Genomic DNA, 22,303 nt, shown 5'->3' with positions numbered 1-22,303 from the left:
AGGTTCAGGCGAAAAGACGCACATGAAGCGTGAACGCAGCATCCCCATCGCATCTGAGGGGGATGCTGCGGCGGTTTTCGGCGGCGATTCGCTTATGGGCAGGTTGCGCGATGCCGCCCTTGAGGTGCTCTCGCCCACGCGCTGCGCGGGCTGCGAGCGCCCGGGCGCGCTCATCTGCGAAGCATGCCTTTCCCGTATCGAGGTCATCGATCCGGCGCACGCTTGCACGCGCTGCGGTGCGCCGTTCGGCGACATGCTCTGCACGGAGTGCGGGGTGGCGAGCGAGGAGGCGAGTGAGGGTGAGAGCGCGGCCGCGGCCGCTCCCGAGGCACCGGAGGCGCGCGCCGTCGACCGGTGCCTGGCCGCGACGGTGTTCGCCGATCCCGTCCCGCGCATCATCCGTACGTACAAGGACGCGGGGGAGCGGCGCCTGGGCGCGCTCATCGCCGAGCTCATGTTCGACGCCGCGGAGCATGCGGAGCAGGTGGTGCCCGAGCGCTACGGCGGGCTGCTGAGAGATGCCGACGCGGTCGCATTCGTCCCGGTGACGGCAGCCGCCTTCGCGCGCCGCGGATTCGACCACATGGAGCTCATCGCGCGGAGCTTCAGCGGGCTCTCCGGGCTGCCGCTCGTCGACGCGCTCGCCAAGCACGGATCGGCCGACCAGCGCGCGCTCGGCCGGGCGGGGCGCATGGAGCGCTCGCGCGATGCATACGAGGTGGTCGCGCCGGTGGGCGGTCTGCGCCTGCTGCTGCTCGACGACGTGATCACGACGGGCGCCACCATGCGCGCTGCCGCCACCGCCCTGCGCGCCGCCGGTGCCGCGCACGTCGACGCCCTCGCCTTCGCCCGTGTGTGGTAGTCAAAAAGGGACGGGTTCAAAACGTTACTTTTCTCACGTTTTGGGACAGGCTCTGGCTTTGCGCGTACGGCGTGAGTCAATCGAACCCGTCCCCAATGACTCAGTGAGTCAATTGAACCCGTCCCCAATGACTCCCCAATGACTCGCGAAAGGGCAGCGCCCGCGCAGCTCATGCGTGTTGTATACTAGTCGCGTCCCCTCAGGCTGTGGTTGCCGATGCGCTCGCGCATCCTAGTCCAAGACAGACGCGGTCGAAAGGACCCACGTAAGTGCATGCGTGCGCGCATGCGCGATCATGGCGCGTCCTAGAGGTAAGACGCACCGTCCGTTGCCAGGGGTAATTCCGCCCCGCGGGCGAGCGGGCAAGTCGTGACGCCGCCGCGGCGGCCGAGCAAACGCCCCAGTGCGCAGGTGTGGGGGAAAAGACCAGGTCAGCTGGGGGACATCGACAATTTACCGCCCACGCACGGTGGGGCGGAGCAGGGAAGGCGCCCGCGCGGCGCCGTGGAGCGAGGTAGGGTCTGTCCATGTCGCACGGGTTGAGAAGTTGGTTGCAGCGGGGGGCGCTCGTCGCCGCGGTCGTGGCGCTCGCATGGGCGCTCAGCGGATGCTCGTTCACCACGCCGCCCCTTTCCGAGGCCGAGGACGAGCCCGTCGACCAGGTCGTGGACGACTCCCAGCTCGTACAGGCCGGCACCCTCACCGTCGCCCTCGACACCACCGACGCCCCGCAGGTGATGATCACCTCCGACGGCACGTACGAGGGCTATGCGGTCGACGTCGCGCTCGCGCTCGCCGATTCGATGGGCCTCAAGGTGGCCTTCGTGAGCTCCGTGTCGCCCCAGGATGCCATCGAAGCGGGCGAGGCGGACATCTATCTGGGAGCGACGACGCGCAACCAGTCCGATGACATCAGGGTTCAGGGCGAGTACCTGCAGAACGCGACGGCAGTCTTCGGGGCCTCGGATTCCGCGCCGGCCACCGTCACCGCCGAGGACCTCTCGCGGGCGGCCGTGGGCGTGCAGGACGGCTCCGCGTCCCAGGAGGCGCTCACCCGCATGGGCATTACTACCGAGAACGTCTACGACAACGTGAACGAGTGCTTCGACGCGCTCGCGGCCGGCGAGGTCGACTACGTGGCGTGCGACGCGACCGCTGGGGCCTACCTGGCGCGTACCTATGAGGGCGTGTTCTTCGCCGGCACGATCGGCCCGTCGACCTCCTACGGGATCGCGTACGCGTCGTCCGCGACCGACCTCGCCGACGCCGTGGGCGCGGCGCTCGACGAGATCTCAGCCGACGGCACCCTCGATGCGATCCACGTGCTGTGGTACGGGTCGCTGCCGCTCAACCTCTCGAGCGCGGTGCTCTCCGGCGTCACGATCACCGAGGAGCCGGAGGCCGCAGACGATGACGCGTCGGCCGCCGAGGATTCCGACGACCACAGCGACATCAACGACTTCTAGGAGCCAGCGCGACAGGCGCCGGCAAGTGCCCCGCAACAGCGAAAAACACGCAAGACAAGGCCATCTACCTGCGAAATGATGGTCTTGTACCCCCTTGCTCGGATTGGCGTTCAGAATCGGTGGAATTCGGTCGGCGGCGCGCATCGTCCGACGAGCGGCGCATCGCGGCCCGACCGTCGCCCCGCGTCATGCGCCTCCGCTGTTTGGGTACAAAAACGGTACGTACTGTCCCCGGATAGATAGGAGTGCTCATGGATATCAAGGTTTCCGGACGTAAGACCACGGTAACCGATGCCCTGCGCTCGCATGTTGAAGAGAAGGTCGGAGAGGCGCTCAAGGTATTCGATATCGAGCCCATGACCTGCGATGTCGTGCTCCGCTACGAGAAGAACCCCTCCATCGCCGAACCGGCGATCGTGGAGGTCACCGTCCGTGCCCGCGGCTCGGTGATCCGCGTGGCCGAGCACGGCGCCGATATGTACGCCGCCATCGATACCGCCGCCGACAAGGTCACCCGCCAGCTCCGCAAGTTCAAGACGAAGGTCGTCGACAATCGCCAGCAGGGGCCGTCGGCAGCCGAGGTCGCGCCCGTCGAGCGCGTCGAGGACCTGGCCGACCTCCTGCTCCCGGAGGAAGAGGACAACCTGCTCGTGCGCGAGAAGGTCATCGACATCACCCCGATGACCGAGGAGCAGGCGCTCGTGCAGACCGATCTGCTCGGCCACGACTTTTACGTGTTCGAGAACGCCACGACCGGCCTCATCAATGTGGTGTATCACCGTAAGAATGGTGGATATGGCATCATCAAGCCCAAAATCGAGGTTCCCGGCGAGTAAAATACGTCTACTGCGTGCATGTAGGCGAGCGGCCATCCATGCGGATGGCCGCTTTTTTGAGAAAGGCTGAGCAGATGACCATCGCTCAATCCGAAGGGTACGCGCACCGCTGCCGCATCGCGGTCGATACCTGTTGCGATTTCACCCCCGAGATCGCCGCGACGCTCGATGTCGACATCCTTGGCTTCCCCTATATCCTCGACGGCGAGGAGCGGGCGGATGACATCTGGGCGTCTATGACGCCGAAGTGGTTCTACGACCAGATCCGCTCGGGTGTGAAGGCCTCGACGGCGGCCATCTCCGTCGGGCGCTACCTCGAGTACTTCACCGAGTGCGCCGAGGAGGGCACGCCCACGGTGTACCTCGCGTTCACCTCGGCGCTTTCCTCGAGCTACGAGCACGCGTGCATTGCGGCGGACGAGATCCGCGCGAAGTACCCGGATTTCGAGCTGTACGTGGTCGACAACGCCCTGCCGTGCTCGTGCGGCGAGCTCCTGGCGCTCGAGGCCGTGCGCCAGCGCGCGGCGGGCCTCACCGCCCAGCAGCTCGCGCAGTGGGCGGACGAGGCGAAGACCTGCGTGCACGGCTACTTCACCCTCGACAGCCTCGATTCCCTCGCGGCGGGCGGGCGCATCCCGCCGGCGGCCGCGCAGCTCTCGAGCAAGCTCGACATCAAGGCGAGCCTCTCGTTCGACCTCGCGGGCTCGCTCACGCTCACGGGCGTGAGCCGCGGGCGCAAGAAGGCGCTCAAGGGCCTCGTGAAGGCGTTCAAGGAGAACTACATCGTCGACCCGAGCATGCCGCTCACCATCGTGACCGCGGATGCCGAGAAGGACGGCGATTGGCTCGAGGCCGCCATCCGCAAGGAGGACGGCTGCTCCGACCTCACGATCATCCGCGGCTCCGTGGGCCCGACCATCGGCGCGCACGTGGGGCCGGGCATGGTCGCCGTCATCTTCTGGGGCAAGAACCGCGCCGACAAGCTGTCGCTCTCCGACCGCATCGCGCGCAAGGTCCGCGGCTGATCCAGCCCGAACACGCGGGTGATAATTTGGTGTCAGTCACCTTTTTATCACCGCGGAGCACGTGATAAAAAGGTGACTGACACCAAATTATCACCCCCAACGCATCGACAACGTGGCAAGCAAACAAGGGAGATACCACAATGGCAGATAAGAAGCTGAAGGTCGCGTTCATCGGAACGGGCATCATGGGCGCGCCCATCGCCGGGCACATCCTCGACGCGGGCTACCCGCTCACGGTCTACAACCGCACCCAGGCGAAGGCGCAGCCGCTCGTCGACCGCGGCGCTGAGCTCGCCGCCACGCCCGCCGAGGCTGCTGCCGGCGCGGACGTGGTGTTCACGATGGTGGGCTACCCCGAGGACGTCGAGGAGCTCTACCTGGCGAGCGACGGCCTGCTCACGGCCTCGAAGCCGGGCGCGATCCTCATCGACCTCACCACGAGCAGCCCCTCGCTCGCGCGCGACATCGCCGGCGCGGCTGCCGTGAGCGAGCGCACCGCCTTCGACTGCCCCGTGACGGGCGGCCAGGCGGGCGCCATCGCCGGCACGCTCACCGCGATCATCGGCGCGACCGAGCACGACATCGAGCCCGTCCGCGAGCTGCTCGCCACCTTCACCTCGCGCATCTTCTGCTTCGGCGGCGCGGGCAAGGGCCAGGCCGCGAAGCTCGCCAACCAGGTATCGCTTGCCGCGTCCATGGTGGGCATGGCCGACGCGCTCTCCTACGCGCAGCAGGCCGGCCTCGACCTCGAGCTCACGCGCGACATGATCCTCACCGGCACGGGCAAGTCCGGCGCGATGGAGCAGCTGGCGCCCAAGGCGCTCGAGGGCGACTGGAAGCCGGGCTTCATGGTGAAGCACTTCATCAAGGACATTGGCCTGGCGCTCCAGGAGGCGGAGGAGTACGAGATCGCCCTGCCCGGCGCGGACACCGCCTACGCCCTGTACGACATGCTCGACGCCATCGGCGGCGCGGAGCTCGGCACGCAGGCCATCACCCTGCTCTACGCGGAGGAAGCGGACGCTGCGGCGGCCGGCCTCGACTGGTCGCGCTACACCCAGGATGAGGACGCATGCGGCTGCGGCCACGACCATGAGCACGGCCACGGCGACGACCACGAGTGCTGCCACGGCCACGGCCACGAGCACGGCGAGGGCCACGAGTGCTGCCATGGCGAGGGACGCCATCACGGACACGGCGACGGCCATGAGTGCGGCTGCCGCCATCACGGGGAGTAAGCGCCCGGTGCGCCCGCGTCCCGTGCAGTCGTATACGAATCGCAAGAAGAGGTAGGCATCAATGGCAGATACCAAGGAACGCGAGCTCGATACCCAGGAGGTCGAGGCGCTCGCGCAGATCGAGCGCGACGGTGCGGCGCTCGCCGCGCTCATCGAGGACCTGAGCAGCTCGAGCAGGCGCACGCGGCAGTTCTCCGCGCGCGTGGTGGCGATCCTCGCCCAGCGCGAGCCGAAGCTCCTCGACCCGTACGTCTCCGACCTCATCGACGCCCTGTACCGCCCCGAGGCGCAGACCCGCTGGGAGGTGCTCGACGCCCTGAGCGAGCTCGTCCCCGACCACGCGAAGGAGATCGGCGCCGCCTTCGAGGGCGCCGAGACGGCGCTCTTCGACGAGCTCTCCGCGACGCTGCGCCTCTCCGCCTTCCACCTGCTGTGCGTCTGGGGTGCCACGGAGCGCGGCCGCTCCAAGAAGGTGTGGCCCATCATCGACGAGGCCATCCAGTGCTATCACGGCGACCTCGAGTACCGCGACATGCTCGGCTACCTCCATGAGTTCGCGCAGGGCAAGATCGCGGGCGACGTGGCCGAGGAGCTCGCCGGCCGCCTCTCGTTCGACGCGGAGAACGGCAAGGGCAGCTATCTCAAGGCGCGCTCGCGCGAGATCTACGACATGCTCGTCAAGCGCTTCAAGCTCGATGCGCCCAAGAAGCGCGTCCGCGCCCAGGCGAAGGACGACGACGTCGAAGAGGACGAGGAGTAGCGCATGGAGCATCGCGTCGCCCTCATCCCCGGTGACGGGATCGGCCCGGAGATCACGCGTGCCATGCGCGCGGTCGTCGATGCCACGGGCGTCGGCATCTCCTGGCAGGAGGTCCACGTCGGCGCCGCCGTCATGGAGCGCGAGGGGACGCCGCTGCCCGAGCGCGCCCTCGAGGCCATCCGCGCGGTGGGCGTGGCGATCAAGGGTCCGGTGACCACACCGGTGGGCACGGGCTTCAGGAGCGTGAACGTGGCGCTCCGGCACGCGTTCGACCTGTACGCCTGCGTGCGCCCGTGCCGGTCGCTGCCCGGCGACGGCTCGCGCTACACGGACGTCGACCTCGTGATCTTCCGCGAGAACACCGAGGACCTCTATGCGGGCATCGAGTTCGCGCCCGGCTCGCCCGAGGTTGCCGCGATCGACGAGCTCGTGCGCGCGGCGGGCATGCGCGGGATCCGCCCGGGATCGGCGCTCTCGCTCAAGCCCATCTCCGAGCCCGCGTCGCGCGCCATCGTGACCGCGGCGTTCGACTACGCGCGGGCGAACGGCCGCCGCAAGGTCACGGCGGTGCACAAGGCGAACATCATGAAGGAGACGGACGGCCTCTTTCTGCGCATGGCGCGGGAGGTGGCCTCCGCGTACCCGGACATCGCCTTCGAGGATAAGATCGTGGACGCGGCGTGCATGGGGCTCGTCCAGAACCCGGCGGATTTCGACGTGCTCGTGCTGCCGAACCTCTACGGCGACATCGTGTCTGACCTGTGCGCGGGGCTCGTGGGCGGCCTGGGGCTCGCCCCGGGCGCCAACATCGGCCGCGATTGCGCCATCTTCGAGGCGACGCACGGCTCCGCCCCCGACATCGCGGGGCGCGACATCGCGAACCCGACGGCCGAGTTCCTATCCGCCGCGATGATGCTCGATTATCTGGATGAACATGCGGCCGCCGAGCGCATGCGCCGTGCCGTGAGCGCGACGCTCGCCGAAGGCACCGCGGTGACGGCGGACATCCGCCGCGCGCTCACGGGCAGCACCGAGGGTGCCGTGGGCACGCGTGCCTACACGGAAGCGGTCATCGCGCACCTGTGATGCGCGGGACGAGACGAAGGGATAGGGCTATGGGGCTCTTGGTGAAGCGGGACGAGCTCGAGGGCGAGCACGACTACATCGACGGCATCGAGGTGATCGAGCGCTCCGACGTCCCCGATGACCTGCCGGAATCCGAGGTCGAGGTCATCGAGCGGGAGGATGCGGACGCCGATCCGGACGACGGCGAGACGGACGCGGACGCCGCGGGTGCCGACGAGACGGGCGCGGATGCCGCGAGCTCCGATGGGGCGGATGCGGATGATGATGTCGCCGCTGACGATGAGGCCGCCGAGGACGACGATCCCGAGGACGCGGACGAGGACACCGACGAGGACGCCGCTCCCGCTGCGGCGCTCGGCCCCACCTCCTCCGACCACGGCTCCACCCAGCAGCCCAACCGCGCGATCCTCATCGCGGTGCTCGTCATCGCCATCATCGTCGCCGGCGTCGGCGGCTATTTCATCGGCCGCGGCGGCTTCGGCGGCGCATCGTCCGCCCCGGGCTCGGCACTGCTCACTGAAGGCCAGCTCGACGCCACCGTCGCCTCGTACACGTACAAGGGCGCGCGGCACGACATCACCGCGCGCGAAGCGATCGAGAGCCAGTACAGCCTCGACTCCATGAAGACCGATGACGGCATGTACCGCGCACCCTCGGCCGAGACGCTCGTCGCCTACGTGCGCACGCAGATCCTTCTCAACGAGGCGGAGGCGCGCGGCATCGAGGTCACGGACGACGAGGTGACGGCCTATGCCGAGCAGACCTACGGCACGTCCGACTTCGCGACGCTCGCGACCCAGTACGGCCTGAGCGAGGACCAGGCGCGCGAGATCGTGCGGAACAGCACGATGATCGAGAAGCTCTACAACCAGATTGCCCCCGCGTCGACGGTCGCCCTCCCCGAGGAGCCCGAGCAGCCGGCGGATGGCGACACGAGCACGCGCTCGAAGGCGTACGCGGACTACATCATCAACCTCGCCGGCGATGAGTGGGATGCCGAGACGGGCACGTGGGCCTCGACTGACGGCCCGTACGCGACCGCGCTCCAGGGCATGGACGTCACGGCGGACTCCGCGTCCTACGAGGAGGCCATCATCGCCTACTACGTGGCCTACCAGGAGTACGCGACCCAGGCCTCGCAGTCGAGCCAGGCGTGGACGGACTTCGCGAACACGCTCTTCGCCGATGCCGACATGGACATCTACGGGCTCTACGCGTAAATCCCGCGCGTAGCTCCCCGCAAGCTCAAAACCGCCCCCGCATGCGGCATCTGCCTGCGTGCGGGGGCGGTTCCGTTTGGTTCCCTCCATAGGGGAGGCATACGAAAACAGCCCAGGCGCGCGCGGCGTCTGGGCTGTTGCGTGTGACTGGAGCCAGCAATGAGACTCGAACTCATGACCCCCGCTTTACGAGAGCGGTGCTCTACCAACTGAGCTATGCTGGCATGCAGCGGCAGGCGCTATGTCCTGCGACCGTTAATATTACGTGGAAACGCCCTGTAGCGCAAGACCGCACATGAAAAAGTTGGGCGTTTCCACGTGCGGCCTCACGGTTCCTACAGCGCGGCGAGGAAGCGGTGCAGCCCGGCGCGGCCGGCGAGATCCCATTTGTAGACGCCGGCGTCCTCGAGCACGTGCCCGAAGACCTCGCCCACGCCCGCGCGGATGATCTCCTCGGCGTTCTCGGGCGTCAGCTCGGGATGCGCCTCGGCCAGCTCGAGCGCCCACGCGGCGTGCGAGGTGGACAGCGGGTCGCCCTCGAGCGCTTCGGCGAGCGCCGCGCCCTCGGCTCCCGACAGCAGGTGCCCCCGCACCGCGGCGAGCTCCTCCACGAGGCGCGGCGGCAGGATCGCCAGGCCCATGACCTCGATGAGGCCGATGTTCTCCTTCTTGATGTGGTGCCACTCGGCATGCGGGTGGAACACGCCCAAGGGGTGCTCATCGGTGGCGATGTTGCAGCGAAGTGCCAGGTAGAGCACGTAGTCGTCGCCCTCGCGGCAGGCGACCGGCGTGATGGTGTTGTGCCGCTCGCCGTCCGATTCCGCCACGATCCCGAGCTCCTCGTCGCTCCAGCCGCGCCACACGTCGAGCACGTGCGCCGCGGCGTCGAGCAGCGCCTCGCGGTCGCGTGCGCTGAGCTTGAGCACGGAGAGCGGCCAGCGCAGCACCTCGCCGAGCACCTCGGGCGCGCCGGGGATCTCGAACGTCTCCTCCACGGCCGCCTTCATCATGGGGAACGTGTGGCGCCCGCCCTGGAAGTGGTCGTGCGAGAGGATCGAGCCGCCCACGATGGGCAGGTCGGCGTTGGAGCCCACGAAGTAGTGGGGGAAGAGGTCGATAAAGTCGACGAGCCGCGCCATGTTCTCGCGGTCGACGTGCATGAGGCGGTGCTCGGCGCTCATGGCGATGCAGTGCTCGGAGAAGTACGCGTAGGGGCTGTACTGCAGGCCCCAGTGCTCGTCGCCGAGCGTGATGGGGACGATGCGCAGGTTCTGGCGGGCGGGATGCGCGCCGTGGGCGGCACCCGCGCCGCGGCCGCTGTAGCCCTCGTTCTCCATGCAGAGCTGGCATGCCGGGTACGCCTCGCCCGCGGGCGCGGCGCCGGCGGCGGCGATGGCCTTCGGGTCCTTTTCCGGCTTGGAGAGGTTGATGGTGATCTCGAGGTCGCCCCAGCGCGTGGGCGTGGTCCAGCCGATGTTCCGCGCGATGGCGGCGGTGCGCACGTAGCGCGCGTCGCAGCACAGGCGGTAGAACCAATCGGTTGCGGCCTCGGCGCCGTCCTCGTCATAGAGCTCGGCGAACATCGCGTCCACCTCGGAGGGGCGCGGCATGAGGATGTCCATCACGCGCGTGGCGATGCGGTCACGGCCGGACGGGGTGTCCTCCTCGCGGCCGTTCGCGACGCCCACGGCCGCGATGCGCTCGATGCAGTCCTCGAGGTCGAAGCCGGCGGCCTCGTCGTCGGTGAACGCGATCTCGATGGAGGGCTCGTCCTCCGCGAGGTCGCGCGTGGGGGAGAGCTGGTAGCCGTTCTCGAGGAACACGGCCGAGCTCGGCGCCGCGGGGCCGTCCTCGCCGATGCGCTCGAGGATGGCGTTATATGCCCAGATGGCGTCCTCCGGGGCGAGCATGCCGCGCACGATGGCGTAGGAGACGAGCTCGTTGACGTCGTCGGCGACGCGCGGCGCGCCGGCCGGGGTGTCCATAGTTGCGGTGTTCTCTACAGCCATGCGTACTCAGCTCCCTCGCTCACGATGCGGTAATGGCGGGACGCGCCCGCGCCGAACCACTCGTCCATGCCGGCAATGAAGGCGTCCACGCGATCCACCGGCACGAAGGCCTGGATGGAGCCGCCGAAGCCGCCGCCGTGGATGCGGCAGGCGCCCTCGCCCTCGAGCAGGCGCTGCGCCAGGCCGAGGGCCACCATCGCGGACTGCTCGCTCGCGCCGCCCACCGAGACGTTCTGCAGGAACATGGCCGAGCTCGCGCCCGAGGCGCGGGTGAGGGCGAGGAACGCGTCGATGTCGCCGGCCTTGAGCGCATCCCAGCGCTTGAGGACGAGGTCCTGCTCGTTCCAGTAGTGCAGGGCGCGGAGCACCGGGCGGTCGCCGAGCTCGTGGCGCAGGCGCACGACCTCGCTATCGAAGGCGGCCGGGTCGACCTCGCACAGGCGCTCCTTGCCGAGGGCGGCGGCGACGGCCTTCATCTCGCCCGGCACGGCGGCGTACTCGCCGGTGAGGGCGCTGTGGTCGCTGCCCACGTTCACGAGGACGAGCGCGTAGCCCTTGTCCTCGAAGTCGAAGGCGAGCTTCTCGGACGCCGGCTCGGCGGGGTCGGCGAAGCTCATGTGGGCGAGGCCGCCGAGCGCCTCGGCGAGCTGGTCGAGCAGGCCGCAGGGCTTGCCGAAGTGGACGTTCTCCGTGCGCTGCGCCATCTTGGCGAGCGCGGTGGCGTCGATGGGCTCGCCCTCCCAGAGCGCCTCCATGGCGCGGCCGAAGGCGAGCTCGACCGCTGCGGAGGACGACAGCCCGCTGCCCGCGGGGATGGAGCTCCGCATGATGAGGTCGAAGCCCTGGGGCGCGCGGCCGGTCGCGGCGAGCTCGGAGGCCATGCCGCGCGCGAGCGACGCGGTGGTCTCGCGCTCGTCCTCGCGGGCGGCGAGGTCGGCGAGGTCGATCTCGAAGCCGCCGTAGCCCACGCTCTCCACGCGCACGGTATCCGTGCCGTTCAGGGCGCACACGGCCTGGACGTTCGCGTCGAGCGCGCCGCCGATGACGTCACCGCCCTCGTGGTCCGTGTGGTTGCCGGCGATCTCCGACCGTGCCGGGACGGTCACGGAGAGCAGAGGGCTCTTCGCCGTGCCGAACCGTTCGGCGAAGAGGTCGACGAGGGGCGTTGCTGTTGTCATGCGCATTCCTTTCCTGACGCATTCGGGACGGGTTTCAGTGAGCCATCCGGCTCAACGGTGACGGGGGTCAGCGCGCCATCACGCGCCCGGGACGGGCTCGGTCGTGAAGAAGCGGTACTCGGTGACGGCGCGGTAGGGGTGACCCGGCCGGAAGATCGCGGACGGGAAGGCCGGGTGCGAGGGGCCGGCGGGGTAGAACTCGGGCTCGAGCGCGAAGCCGCCGCGGTCCTCGTACACATGGCCGGCCTTGCCCGCCACGCCGCCGATGAAGTTCCCGGTATAGAGCTGGAGGCCTGGCAGCGTCGTCCAGAGCTCCATGCCGCGCCCGCTCGCAGGGTCGAGGGCGCGCGCAGCCCGGCGCGGTTTGGGCAGATCGCCCGTGCCGTCGTCCGGCTCGTAGCCGTCGATGCAGAAGCAGTGGTCGTAGCCGTGACCCCGCTCGAGCTGCTCGTCGGCCGTCTCGATGTCGCGGCCGATGGCCTTCGGCGCGCGGAAATCGAACGGCGTGCCCGCGACGGGGCGCAGCTCGCCCGTGGGGATGGAGGCGCCGTCGATGGGCAGGAAGCGCTCGGCGAAGACCGTGAGCTCCTGTGCCGCCACCGAGCCGGACGCCTGCCCGGCGAGGTTGACGTAGCTATGGTTCGTGAGGTTGATGAAGGTGGGGGCGTCGGTCGCGGCCTCGTACGTCATGCGCAGGCAGCTACCGAGAAGCTCATAGGTGACGCGGAACGCGCGCCGCCCCGGGAGCTCGAGGTCGCTTCCCGGCTCGCCGGGCGCAAGCTCGAGGGTGAAGGTGACGCGGTCGCGCGCCTCGTCCGCCTCCGCGTGCCAGAGCTGCGCGTGCAGGCCGCGCACGGCGTCCGTGTGCAGGTTGTTCGCGCCCTCGTTCGCGGGCAGGCGGTAGGTCGCGCCCTCGATGGCCACCGCCGCGCCCTCGACGCGGTTCGCGCTCGGGCCCACGGTCGCCCCGAAGTAGGTTCCCTGGCTGTCGGGATAGTACGCGGCGGCCTCGTCGAAGCCGAGCACCACGTCTGCGACCGCACCCGCGCCGTCCGGGGCATCGATGCCCACGATTGCGGCGCCCAGGTCGCTCAGGCGCACGGTGAGCGCGTCGTTGCTCAAGATATAAAGATGCGCGGCGAGCTGCCCCCGGCCGGTACCGAGCGGTATCTCGGGGCCGAATGACCCGAACGACCTCTTCTCGACCATGGCTGGGCCTCCCGTCGCTATCCATGAGCCTCCCTGTAGGATAGCGCACATCGGGGCCGCGCTTGATGCGGCTGAACGCATGGCTCGCAAACGGGTATGTTTGCGCGCGAACGGATGCGCCGTGGGGCGCATCGAACACTGGTACGTACCAGTGAGCTGGTATAGGTACTGGTTAAGTGGTTACAACCACTTAGACGGCCAGCTCAAAACGCAAGTTGTCCTATATCATCTCATCACGCTGAATCAACAACCGATTTACCAGTGAAAACGTTTACAAAACCGTTCATGGCTCGAAACATACCGTTCACAGACGACTTCATATTATTTTGAGAAATGTGGTGAGGATGTGTATACTGATACCGACGAAGGCACGATGCTGCCCTCGATGCCGATAGGACGAGAGAGGGGTTCGAGTGCCGAACATGCCAAATGCTAGGGGGAACATGCATACCTTTGAGATACGTGACAAGTTCTACCTCGACGGTGAGCCGTTCACGATTCTCTCGGGTGCCATCCACCCCGTGCGCGTGCACCCCTCCGATTGGCGCCATTCCCTCTACAACCTGAAGGCCATGGGCTTCAACACGGTCGAGGCGTATTTTACGTGGAACACGATCGAGCCCGAGCCCGGTGTCTTCGATTTTACCGGTTTTAACGATATCGCCGCCTTCATCGACGAGGCCGCCGAGCTCGGCCTCTGGTTCATCGCGCGCCCCTCGCCCTACATCTGCGGCGAGTGGGAGTGGGGCGGCCTGCCCGCGTGGCTCATGCGCGACCGCACCATGCGCCCGCGCTCGCGCGACCCCAAGTTCCTCGAGCACGTCGCCCGCTACTACGACCAGCTCATGCCCATCCTCGTCGAGCGCCAGATCACGCACGGTGGCAACATCATCATGATGCAGATCGAGAACGAGTACGGCTCGTACTGCGAGGACAAGGACTACCTCCGCGCCATCCGCGACCTCATGGTCGAGCGCGGCGTCGACGTGCCGCTGTGCACCTCGGACGGCCCGTGGCGCGGCTGCCTGCGCGCCGGCACGCTCATCGACGACGACATCCTCGCCACCGGCAACTTCGGGAGCCGCTCGGCCGAGAACCTCGCCGCCCTCAAGGCCTTCCACGAGGAGCACGGCAAGAACTGGCCGCTCATGTGCATGGAGTTCTGGGACGGCTGGTTCAACCGCTGGGGCGAGAACGTCATCCGCCGCGACGCGGACGACCTCGTGGCCTGCGTGCGCGAGTGCCTGGAGATCGGCGACGGCCTGAACCTCTACATGTTCCACGGCGGCACGAACTTCGGCTTCATGAACGCGTGCTCCGCGCGGCACACCCACGACATCCACCAGGTCACGAGCTACGACTACGACGCCCCGCTCAACGAGGAGGGCAACCCCACCGAGAAGTGGTACAAGCTGCGCGACATGGTGCGCGAGCTCTACCCGGACGCTTGGACGGCCGAGCCGCTCGTGAAGCAGGCCGTCGCCGTGGGGGAGATCCCCGCGACCGGCCGCGTGAGCCTCTTCAACGTGCTCGACGCGCTGTCCGAGCCCGTGCGCTCCCAGTACCCCCAGACCATGGAGGACCTGGGCCAGAGCTACGGCTACACGCTCTACACCACGACGATCGAGCGCGACGTCGCCGAGGACGCCGAGGAGCGCATCCGCGTCATCGACGGCCGCGACCGCGCGAAGGTCTACGTGGAGGGCACCTGCGTGGCCACGCAGTACCAGGAGCACATCGGCGAGGACATCAAGTGCGTCCTGCCCGCCGAGCGCAACCGCCTGGACATCCTCATGGAGAACATGGGGCGCGTGGGCTACGGCCACAAGCTCCTGGCCGACACGCAGCACAAGGGCATCCGCACGGGCGTGTGCGCGGACCTGCACTTCATCACCGGGTGGGAGCAGCGCTGCCTGCCGCTCACCGACATCTCCGGCATCGATTTCACCGCCGGGTTCGAGGAGGGCCAGCCCGCCTTCCACCGCTTCGAGTTCACGCTCGACGAACCCGCTGACACCTTTATCGACACGACGGGCTTCGGCAAGGGCTGCGCGTTCGTGAACGGGGTGAACGTCGGGCGCTTCTGGGAGGTTGGTCCCATCATGACGCTCTTCGTCCCGCACGGTTTCACGCACGCCGGCGTGAACGAGCTCGTTTTGTTCGAAACCGAGGGCGTGTACGAGAGCACGATCTCCCTGCGCTCCGAGCCCCTCATCAACCTGCTCGACAAAGAAGGAGTTGAGTAACATGATTGTTGGCGCACGTGTTGATTTCCGTCTCATCCACGGCCAGGTCGGCAACCTCTGGAGCAACGCTCGTCAGGTGAGCCGCTTCATGGTCGTCGACGACCAGATCTGCGAGGACGCCGTGCAGAAGCAGGTGCTCCGCATGGCTACCCCGGCGACCTGCAAGCTCTCGGTGCTCTCCACCGAGAAGGCCTGCGCGAACATCCTCGCGGGCAAGTACGACGCCCAGCGCCTGTTCATCGTCGTCAAGAAGCCCGAGACCTACGTCAAGATGGTCAAGGCGGGCGTGAAGTTCGACGAGATCATCCTCGGCAACATCACCTCCATGGACATCGTCAAGTCCTACAACCGCAACATCAACTGCGGCCAGGACGACGTCGATGCCCTCAAGGAGCTCGAGGCCCTGGGCGTGCCCATGGTCATCCAGCTCACGCCGCAGAACAACCCCGAGAAGTTCACGGCCTAATTTCTTTTGGCGCTACTGCCGCGAGGGGAGATGCGCGGCCGTATATAGCGTGGGAACGTATCGTTTCGTATCTGTAGAAGGAGGAAAACCATGATTCAGTGGTGGCAAATCATTTTGCTCACGGCGTACGCCGGATTCCAGATCATGGACGAGCTGCACTGGTACTCCAGCGCCGGCTCCGCCGTGTTCTCCGGCTTCATCACCGGCCTCATCATGGGCGACATGACCACCGGTCTTCTGATCGGCGGCCAGATGCAGCTGACGATCCTGGGCGTCGGCACCTTCGGTGGCGCGTCCCGTATCGACGCCAACTCCGGCACCCTCATCGCGACCGCGTTCGCGGTGAGCGCTCACATGGATCCCGAGCTCGCGCTCGCGACCCTGGGCGTGCCCGTGGCTGCCATCCTGGTGTACACCGACATCGCCGGCCGTTTCGCCAACACGTTCTTCGGCCACATGTGCGATGCCGACGTCGAGAACATGAACTGGAACTCGTACAACTTCCACTACTGGCTCGGTGCCGTCTCTTGGTGCCTCAGCCGCATGATCCCGGTGTTCCTGGCCCTCGCCTTCGGCCAGCCGGTCGTTGAGGCCATCACCACCGCGCTCAACGGCGACTTCGCCTGGCTCGGCGCTGGCCTGACCGTCGCGGGCGCCGCGCTGCCCGCCGTGGGCTTCGCCATCCTGCTCCGTTACCTGCCCGTCAAGAAGCACATCGCCTACCTGATCCTCGGCTTCGTGATCGCCGCCCTCCTGGGCACCCTGTTCACGAGCGTCATGGGCATCAGCGGCGACCTCTCGACCGTGGCTACCATCACGGACGCGGAGATCACCGGCGGCGACTACAACTCGCTGTCCATGCTGACGATCGCCCTCATCGGCTTCGCGCTTGCCTACATCTACTACACGCAGAATAAGGCGGCCGCCTCTGCGCCCGCCGCTGCTGCCGCCGTGGAGGGAGATGACGACGATGAGCTCTAAGCTTCCGAACGGCACCACGGGCTACAAGCTCACTAAGGCCGACTTCCAGCAGATCAACCGTCGCAACCTCGTCGGCTTCCAGGCTGGCTGGAACTACGAGCGTATGCAGCACACCGGTTACCTGTGGATCATCCTTCCGCAGCTCCGTAAGATCTACGGGGACAACACCGAAGAGCTGAAGATCGCCGCGCGCACCCACTGCGCCCCGTTCTTCAACACCTCCAACTTCCTCAACACGATCATCACCGGTATCGACCTGGCGATCGAGGAAGAGGAGGGCATGGAGAGCCTCGAGACCGTCGCTTCCCTGAAGACCGGCCTCATGGGCCCGCTCGCCTCCATCGGCGACTCGATCTTCGGCTCGCTGCTGCCGACGATCTTCGGCGCGCTCGCCGCTAACATGGCGTCCGCCGGCAACCCGCTCGGCATCTTCATCTGGATCGCCGTGAACATCGTGGTCGACTGGTTCCGCTGCAAGCAGACCTACGTCGCCTACGACCAGGGCATGAAGCTCGTCTCCACGATGAGCGACCAGCTCAACGCCATCACCGACGCCGCTACCGTCATGGGCGTGTTCATGGTGGGCGCCCTCGTGTCCACCAACGTCGGCATCGTGATCTCCGCCCCGATCGATCTGGGTGGCGTCACCGTCGACCTCCAGCACATCGCCAACATGATCTGCCCGAAGCTCGTGCCCGCCGCCCTCGTCGGCTTCGTGTACTGGCTCCTCGGCAAGAAGGGCATGACCTCGACCAAGGCGATCTTCATCGTCCTCATCGTGGCCATCGTCCTCGGCGGCCTCGGCTGGATCGCCAAGGGCTAAGGAGTCTAGGTTCTCGTCCCGGCACCCGGGCAACCGGGCGCCGGGCGGGGTCTTGCTCTGCGTGAGTCGCAAACGGGCGCGCTCCTCAAGGCGGGCATATGCTCCGTCGCGTTCTCCCAGAGGTGCGCGCCCGTTTTTCGCTATCATGGCACTGCGCCGGCAGGCGTCTTTGAGCGCCGAGAAGCAAGGGAAGGTATTCCATCGTGAGACCAGAAGTCATCGTCTTTCTCATCTTTCTCCTCGTCTACTTCGTGGCGACGACGCTTCTGCGCCGCTACTACGAGGTGAAGGTCGAGATGCTCTATGCGACCGGTCTCTTCGACGATTGCTTCGACACGCTCAACAAGCTGCTGCCGCGCATCCTGTTCCCCACGTACAGGCAGTACCAGTGGCGGTTCATGGTGCATGACGCGCGCGGCGAGCGCGAGCTGGCGACCCGCATGATCGAGCTCATGCTGCGCATGCGGTCCTCGAAGAAGCGCCTCGCGCAGACGGTGGCGCTCGCGTTCAACTACTACGTGTCCATCGAGGACAAGAAGCGCGCGAAGGAGCTGCTCCAGCAAGCAAAGGGCCTCTGCGACGAGTCCGTCGTCAAGGATATGCAGCTCACGTACGACATCATGCTCGGCAATCGGCACGATTGCATCGAGCGCATGGAGGAGCTCGTGGATACCGCCGCTCCGGAAGCGCGGGCGAAGCTGTACATGCTCATCGCGAAGCAGTACCGCAATGCCGGCAACCGCGAGAAGGCGCGCTACTACGAGGGGCTCCTCAAGCAGTTCATCGCCGAGAACTCCATGCCGCGCCCGAAGGATGCGCAGGCGGAGGGGGAGCCCGGCGAGCCGTCCGAGACCGCGGACGGCAAGTAGGTTCGCGGCGCGTTCCGCGCGGGCGCGATGCCCGGGTGGGTGCGCGGCGAACGGAGTTCGGTAAGGAGGGCGCATGCGTCTTAGGTCTGCTTGCGGGACCATTCGCCTTCACCATTTAGCATAGCTGGTAGTAACCAGTTACCACTCGCGCCCTATGCAAGCAGATGGGGTCGCCGCGGGGAATCGTGTGTGTAGGAAAGGACACGAACATGATCGGTTTCATTCTCACTGGCCATGGCAACTTCTCGCTGGGCGTGAAGAGCGCCGTCGATATGGTCGCGGGTGACACGCCCGCGTTCAAGGCCGTTCCCTTCGACGGCACGAGCACCGATACCTATGCGGCCGACCTGCGCGCCGCCATCTCCGAGCTGCGCGAGGAGTGCGACGGCGTCGTGGTCTTCTGCGACCTGCTCGGCGGCACCCCGTTCAACCAGTCCATGCTCGCGTCCCAGGTCATCGACAACGTCGAGGTCGTCGCCGGCGTGAACCTGCCCATGCTCATCGAGCTCATCGTCATGCGCGGCGCCTACGCCACCGCCGAGGAGACTGCCGAGGCCGCCGTCACGGTGGGCACCGCGGGCGTGTGCCACAAGAAGCTCGAGCCCATGGGCGACGACGAGGACGATGAGATGTAAGACCGCTCCGCGATCGGAGCGATGTGTGTTCGGAACACGCGTGAGGGAGGCGAATCTATGGCGGTAACGATGCGGCGCCAGCCGCTCTACGACCAGCTGGTCGACATCTTGTCCGAGAAGATCGAGTACGAGTACCGCCCGGGCGACCTCATGCCCTCCGAGCGCGAGCTCTCGGAACGCTATGGCCTTTCGCGCACGACGGTTCGGCTCGCCCTGCAGGAGCTCGAGCAGCTCGGGCTCGTCGTCCGCCAGCACGGCCGCGGCACCTTCGTCGCGGATCGCTCGGCGCAGACGACGAACCTTATGCAGTCGTACAGCTTCACCGAGCAGATGCGCGAGATGGGGCGCGTCCCGCATACCACGATCCTGGAGTTCAGCGAGATCCTCGCCGACGCGAACCTCGCCGACCACCTGGGCGTGCGCGAGAACGACAAGCTCTTCAAGCTCAAGCGCCTGCGTTCCGCAGACGACATCCCCATGATGGTCGAGCGCACGTACTTGCCCATGCGCAAGTTCCTCACGCTCAAGCGGCCGCTTCTGGAGAGCATGCCGCTCTACGAGATCATCGAGGGCGTCTACCACGAGAAGATCAAGGTGGCGGAGGAGGAGTTCTTCGCGAGCATCGCGCGTTCCGCGGACGCGCACCTGCTCGGGATCAACGAGGGCGCGCCCGTGCTCGACCTCGTCCGCACCACGTATAACGCGAGCAACGAGATCGTGGAGTACACGCTCTCGGTGGCCCGCGCAGACCAGTTCAAATACAAGGTCTACCACCATCGCGGTGAGTAGGCGGCGCGCTCGCTGCCGGGCGCGCGCACGATAGAAGGGTACCAACCATGTTCGAGAAAGGCCTGGAGGAGCTGAAGGCGCTCGGGGCGGACATCACCACCGCCGAGATCAAGCAGCAGCCCGAGCTCTGGGAGGACACGTTCCAGATCTACGCGGATAACAAGGAGGCCATCGAGGCGTTCCTCGCCGAGGCGAACGCCATGGCCGAGGGCCGCACGTCGGTGATCTTCACCGGCGCGGGCACGTCGGATTACGTGGGCGACACCGTGGCGCCCTACCTCCGCCATGCCGGCGACGTCGCGACGTACGACTTCAAGCCCATCGCTACGACCGACATCGTCTCCGCCCCGCGCGACTTCCTGAACCCCGACGAGCCCACCGTGCTCGTGTCCTTCGCCCGCTCCGGCAACAGCCCCGAGAGCCTTGCCGCCGTGGACGTGGCGCGCAAGTACGTCAAGAACATCAAGTTCCTGAACATCACCTGCGCCCCCGAGGGCAAGCTCGCCGTCGAGAGCGCCGGCGACCCGGACGCCCTCACGCTGCTCATCCCGCGCGCGAACGACAAGGGCTTCGCCATGACCGGCAGCTACAGCTGCATGGCGCTGCTCACGACCCTCATCTTCGACGCCGCCTCCGACGAGCAGAAGCTCGCGTGGGTGCGCGAGGCCGCGCGCCTGGGCCGCACGGTCGTGGAGCGCGAGGACGAGGTCGCGGCCTTCCTGGCGGGCGACTTCAACCGCGTGACGTACCTGGGCTCCGGCTCCTACGTGGGCCTCGCCCAGGAGGCGCAGCTCAAGATCCTCGAGCTCGCGCACGGCCTCGTGGCCACCTCGTGGGACAGCTGCATGGGCTACCGCCACGGGCCGAAGAGCTTCGTGGACGAGAAGACCCTCGTGTTCGTGTTCGTGTCGAACGACCCCTACACGCGCAAGTACGACCTCGACATCCTGAACGAGATCGCGGGCGACGAGATCGCGCAGAAGACCATCGCCATCCAGCAGGACGCCGGCGAGCTCTTTGCGGGCGAGTCCTTCACCTTCTCCGGCGAGGAGGCGCTGCCCGAGGCCTACCTCGCGCTGCCGTTCGTGATGGTGGCCCAGGCCGTCTCGCTCCTCAACTCCGTGCGCGTGGGCAACACCCCCGACACGCCGAGCCCCACCGGCACCGTGAACCGCGTGGTGAAGGGCGTCATCATCCACGAGTTCGAGGCGTAACGCATCATAGTTGCCGCGGTGATAATTTGGTGTCAGACACCTTTTTATCACCGCGCATCGGGCGATGCCGAGGTGCCGGGCACCAAGGTATCACCGGAGTTTCACCTTCCGAGAGGAGTTCGCTATGAAGTTCGCCATCTCCGCCGATAGGTTCGTGCTTCCGGGCGCGACCATGCAGGGCGGGTACCTCACCATCGAGGACGGCGTGTTCGGCTCGTGGTCGGCCGAGGCCCCCGCATGCGACATCGTCGAGTACCCGGGCGCGACGGTTGCCCCCGGCCTCGTGGACACGCACATCCACGGCTTCCATAACCATGCCACCACGGACTGCGACCCCGCGAGCATCGACGATTCGAGCATCGCGCTCGCTCAGGCCGGCACCACCACGTGGCTGCCCACGACTTTCACCGAGTCGCCCGAGGACATCGAGCGCGCCTGCGCCGCCATCGCCGCGGCCGACGAGGCGCGCGCGGACGACTTCCCGGGTGCCCGCATCGGCGGCATCTTCCTCGAGGGGCCGTTCTTCACCGAGGCGCACGTGGGCGCGCAGAACCCTGCCTTCCTCATCGCGCCGGACGTCGAGGTGTTCGACCGTTGGCAGGAGGCCGCCGGCGGGCGCATCAAGAAGAGCGCGCTCGCGGCCGAGAAGGAGGGCGCGGCCGACTACATCGCCGCCCTCGACGCGAAGGGCGTCGTGACCGCGATCGGGCACTCCGACGCGACCTACGACGAGTCGCTCGCCGCGGTGAACGCCGGCGCCACGTGCTTCGTCCACACCTACAACGGCCAGCGCGGCCTGCACCACCGCGACCCGGGCGTGACGGGCTGCGCCATGACCACGCCCGAGACGTACGCCGAGATCATCGTCGACGGCAAGCATGTGGTGCCCGCCGCCGTGAAGGCGCTCGTGGACGCCAAGGGCTGGCAGCACTGCGTGCCCATCACGGACTGCCTCATCTGCGGCGGCATGCCGGAGGGCGAGTACGTGTCGGGCGGCCTGCCCGTGGTCATGAAGGGGGGCCTCTGCTACCTGCTCAACGAGGACGGCACCACGGGCTCCATCGCGGGCTCGGTGCTCACGCTCGCCAAGGGTGTGAAGAACATGGTGGACTGGCAGATCGTGACCGCCGACCAGGCCATCCGCATGGCCACCGAGGTCGCCGCGCGCTCGGCGCGCATCGACGACGTGTGCGGCTCCATCAAGCCCGGCCGCGTCGCCGACCTCACGGTCTTCAACGCCGACATGACGCTCGCCGCGACCTACGTCGGCGGCACCCTGGTTCATTAAGGGACGGGTTCAAAACGTTACCTTTTGCCATATTTGGGGACAGGCTTAGCGGCGGCGCGACAAGGAGCGCTTCTCGTGCCGCCGCCCTATGAAGGAGGAAACC

Annotated in this window: 20 protein-coding genes and 1 tRNA gene; 17 read left to right on the top strand and 4 right to left on the bottom strand. The window is 67.2% G+C overall.

Translation table 11 applies throughout. The annotated features are described in order from the left end of the window. Positions 1 to 22: 22 nt before the first annotated feature. The 8 genes from BN423_RS05180 to BN423_RS05145 all read left to right on the top strand — a co-directional run bounded on the left by BN423_RS05180 (position 23) and on the right by BN423_RS05145 (position 8,493). Positions 23 to 862 carry a ComF family protein gene (locus BN423_RS05180; RefSeq protein ID WP_019239203.1) on the top strand — a complete coding sequence of 280 codons (840 nt, stop codon included), beginning with the start codon at positions 23 to 25 and terminating at the stop codon, positions 860 to 862. A gap of 527 nt (positions 863 to 1,389) precedes the next feature. Continuing rightward, positions 1,390 to 2,328, top strand: coding sequence for a substrate-binding periplasmic protein (locus tag BN423_RS05175; RefSeq protein WP_232385509.1), 939 nt, complete (start codon positions 1,390 to 1,392; stop codon positions 2,326 to 2,328). A gap of 251 nt (positions 2,329 to 2,579) precedes the next feature. Then, a complete protein-coding gene (gene hpf, locus BN423_RS05170; RefSeq protein WP_019239201.1) occupies positions 2,580 to 3,164 on the top strand; it encodes a ribosome hibernation-promoting factor, HPF/YfiA family in 585 nt (194 codons plus the stop codon). 74 nt (positions 3,165 to 3,238) lie between these two features. Beyond that, positions 3,239 to 4,189, top strand: a complete 951-nt coding sequence (locus BN423_RS05165) for a DegV family protein (protein WP_019239200.1) — start codon at positions 3,239 to 3,241, stop codon at positions 4,187 to 4,189. A 140-nt stretch (positions 4,190 to 4,329) separates the two neighbouring features. Then, positions 4,330 to 5,427 carry an NAD(P)-dependent oxidoreductase gene (locus BN423_RS05160; protein WP_019239199.1) on the top strand — a complete coding sequence of 366 codons (1,098 nt, stop codon included), beginning with the start codon at positions 4,330 to 4,332 and terminating at the stop codon, positions 5,425 to 5,427. Positions 5,428 to 5,488: 61 nt separating this feature from the next. Next, on the top strand, positions 5,489 to 6,187 hold the full coding sequence (locus BN423_RS05155; protein WP_019239198.1) for a hypothetical protein: 699 nt from the start codon (positions 5,489 to 5,491) through the stop codon (positions 6,185 to 6,187). 3 nt (positions 6,188 to 6,190) lie between these two features. Continuing rightward, positions 6,191 to 7,273 (top strand): isocitrate/isopropylmalate dehydrogenase family protein, encoded by a 1,083-nt coding sequence (locus tag BN423_RS05150; protein ID WP_019239197.1) that lies wholly within the window; start codon positions 6,191 to 6,193, stop codon positions 7,271 to 7,273. A 29-nt stretch (positions 7,274 to 7,302) separates the two neighbouring features. Beyond that, entirely contained in the window at positions 7,303 to 8,493 is a 1,191-nt protein-coding gene (locus BN423_RS05145; RefSeq protein ID WP_019239196.1) for a SurA N-terminal domain-containing protein, read from the top strand. A gap of 148 nt (positions 8,494 to 8,641) precedes the next feature. Here the strand turns inward: BN423_RS05145 and BN423_RS05140 are convergent. From BN423_RS05140 to BN423_RS05125, 4 genes are all read right to left on the bottom strand, one after another. Next, positions 8,642 to 8,717: transfer RNA gene (locus tag BN423_RS05140), tRNA-Thr, on the bottom strand. Between the two features lie 111 nt (positions 8,718 to 8,828). After that, on the bottom strand, positions 8,829 to 10,478 hold the full coding sequence (locus tag BN423_RS05135) for a UDP-glucose--hexose-1-phosphate uridylyltransferase (RefSeq protein ID WP_019239195.1): 1,650 nt from the start codon (positions 10,476 to 10,478) through the stop codon (positions 8,829 to 8,831). A gap of 14 nt (positions 10,479 to 10,492) precedes the next feature. After that, positions 10,493 to 11,680, bottom strand: coding sequence for a galactokinase (locus BN423_RS05130; RefSeq protein ID WP_019239194.1), 1,188 nt, complete (start codon positions 11,678 to 11,680; stop codon positions 10,493 to 10,495). A 78-nt stretch (positions 11,681 to 11,758) separates the two neighbouring features. Continuing rightward, positions 11,759 to 12,889 (bottom strand): aldose epimerase family protein, encoded by a 1,131-nt coding sequence (locus BN423_RS05125; RefSeq protein ID WP_019239193.1) that lies wholly within the window; start codon positions 12,887 to 12,889, stop codon positions 11,759 to 11,761. Between the two features lie 443 nt (positions 12,890 to 13,332). Here BN423_RS05125 and BN423_RS05120 point away from each other — a divergent pair, with 443 nt between their 5' ends. From BN423_RS05120 to nagA, 9 genes are all read left to right on the top strand, one after another. Continuing rightward, on the top strand, positions 13,333 to 15,135 hold the full coding sequence (locus BN423_RS05120) for a glycoside hydrolase family 35 protein (protein WP_019239192.1): 1,803 nt from the start codon (positions 13,333 to 13,335) through the stop codon (positions 15,133 to 15,135). 1 nt (position 15,136) lies between these two features. Continuing rightward, on the top strand, positions 15,137 to 15,601 hold the full coding sequence (locus tag BN423_RS05115; protein WP_019239191.1) for a PTS sugar transporter subunit IIB: 465 nt from the start codon (positions 15,137 to 15,139) through the stop codon (positions 15,599 to 15,601). Positions 15,602 to 15,691: 90 nt separating this feature from the next. After that, positions 15,692 to 16,582 carry a PTS mannose/fructose/sorbose/N-acetylgalactosamine transporter subunit IIC gene (locus tag BN423_RS05110; RefSeq protein ID WP_019239190.1) on the top strand — a complete coding sequence of 297 codons (891 nt, stop codon included), beginning with the start codon at positions 15,692 to 15,694 and terminating at the stop codon, positions 16,580 to 16,582. Continuing rightward, positions 16,563 to 17,405, top strand: a complete 843-nt coding sequence (locus BN423_RS05105) for a PTS system mannose/fructose/sorbose family transporter subunit IID (protein WP_019239189.1) — start codon at positions 16,563 to 16,565, stop codon at positions 17,403 to 17,405. Before BN423_RS05110 ends, BN423_RS05105 begins: the two co-directional genes overlap by 20 nt. A gap of 203 nt (positions 17,406 to 17,608) precedes the next feature. Next, positions 17,609 to 18,274 (top strand): hypothetical protein, encoded by a 666-nt coding sequence (locus BN423_RS05100; RefSeq protein ID WP_019239188.1) that lies wholly within the window; start codon positions 17,609 to 17,611, stop codon positions 18,272 to 18,274. Positions 18,275 to 18,483: 209 nt separating this feature from the next. Next, on the top strand, positions 18,484 to 18,909 hold the full coding sequence (locus tag BN423_RS05095) for a PTS sugar transporter subunit IIA domain-containing protein (RefSeq protein ID WP_019239187.1): 426 nt from the start codon (positions 18,484 to 18,486) through the stop codon (positions 18,907 to 18,909). A 57-nt stretch (positions 18,910 to 18,966) separates the two neighbouring features. Next, positions 18,967 to 19,698 carry a GntR family transcriptional regulator gene (locus BN423_RS05090; protein WP_019239186.1) on the top strand — a complete coding sequence of 244 codons (732 nt, stop codon included), beginning with the start codon at positions 18,967 to 18,969 and terminating at the stop codon, positions 19,696 to 19,698. 47 nt (positions 19,699 to 19,745) lie between these two features. After that, positions 19,746 to 20,912: an SIS domain-containing protein gene (agaS, locus tag BN423_RS05085; protein ID WP_019239185.1), complete on the top strand. Its 1,167-nt coding sequence runs from the start codon at positions 19,746 to 19,748 to the stop codon at positions 20,910 to 20,912. A 124-nt stretch (positions 20,913 to 21,036) separates the two neighbouring features. Further along, complete coding sequence (gene nagA / locus BN423_RS05080; protein ID WP_019239184.1) at positions 21,037 to 22,200, top strand: N-acetylglucosamine-6-phosphate deacetylase; 1,164 nt, start codon at positions 21,037 to 21,039, stop codon at positions 22,198 to 22,200. Positions 22,201 to 22,303 lie beyond the last annotated feature (103 nt).

Origin of the sequence: Enorma timonensis (assembly GCF_000321165.1) — a bacterium.
Classification (GTDB): domain Bacteria; phylum Actinomycetota; class Coriobacteriia; order Coriobacteriales; family Coriobacteriaceae; genus Enorma.
The sequence above is the reverse complement of the archived record's forward strand: the minus strand, read 5'-3'. Positions and strand labels throughout refer to the sequence as shown.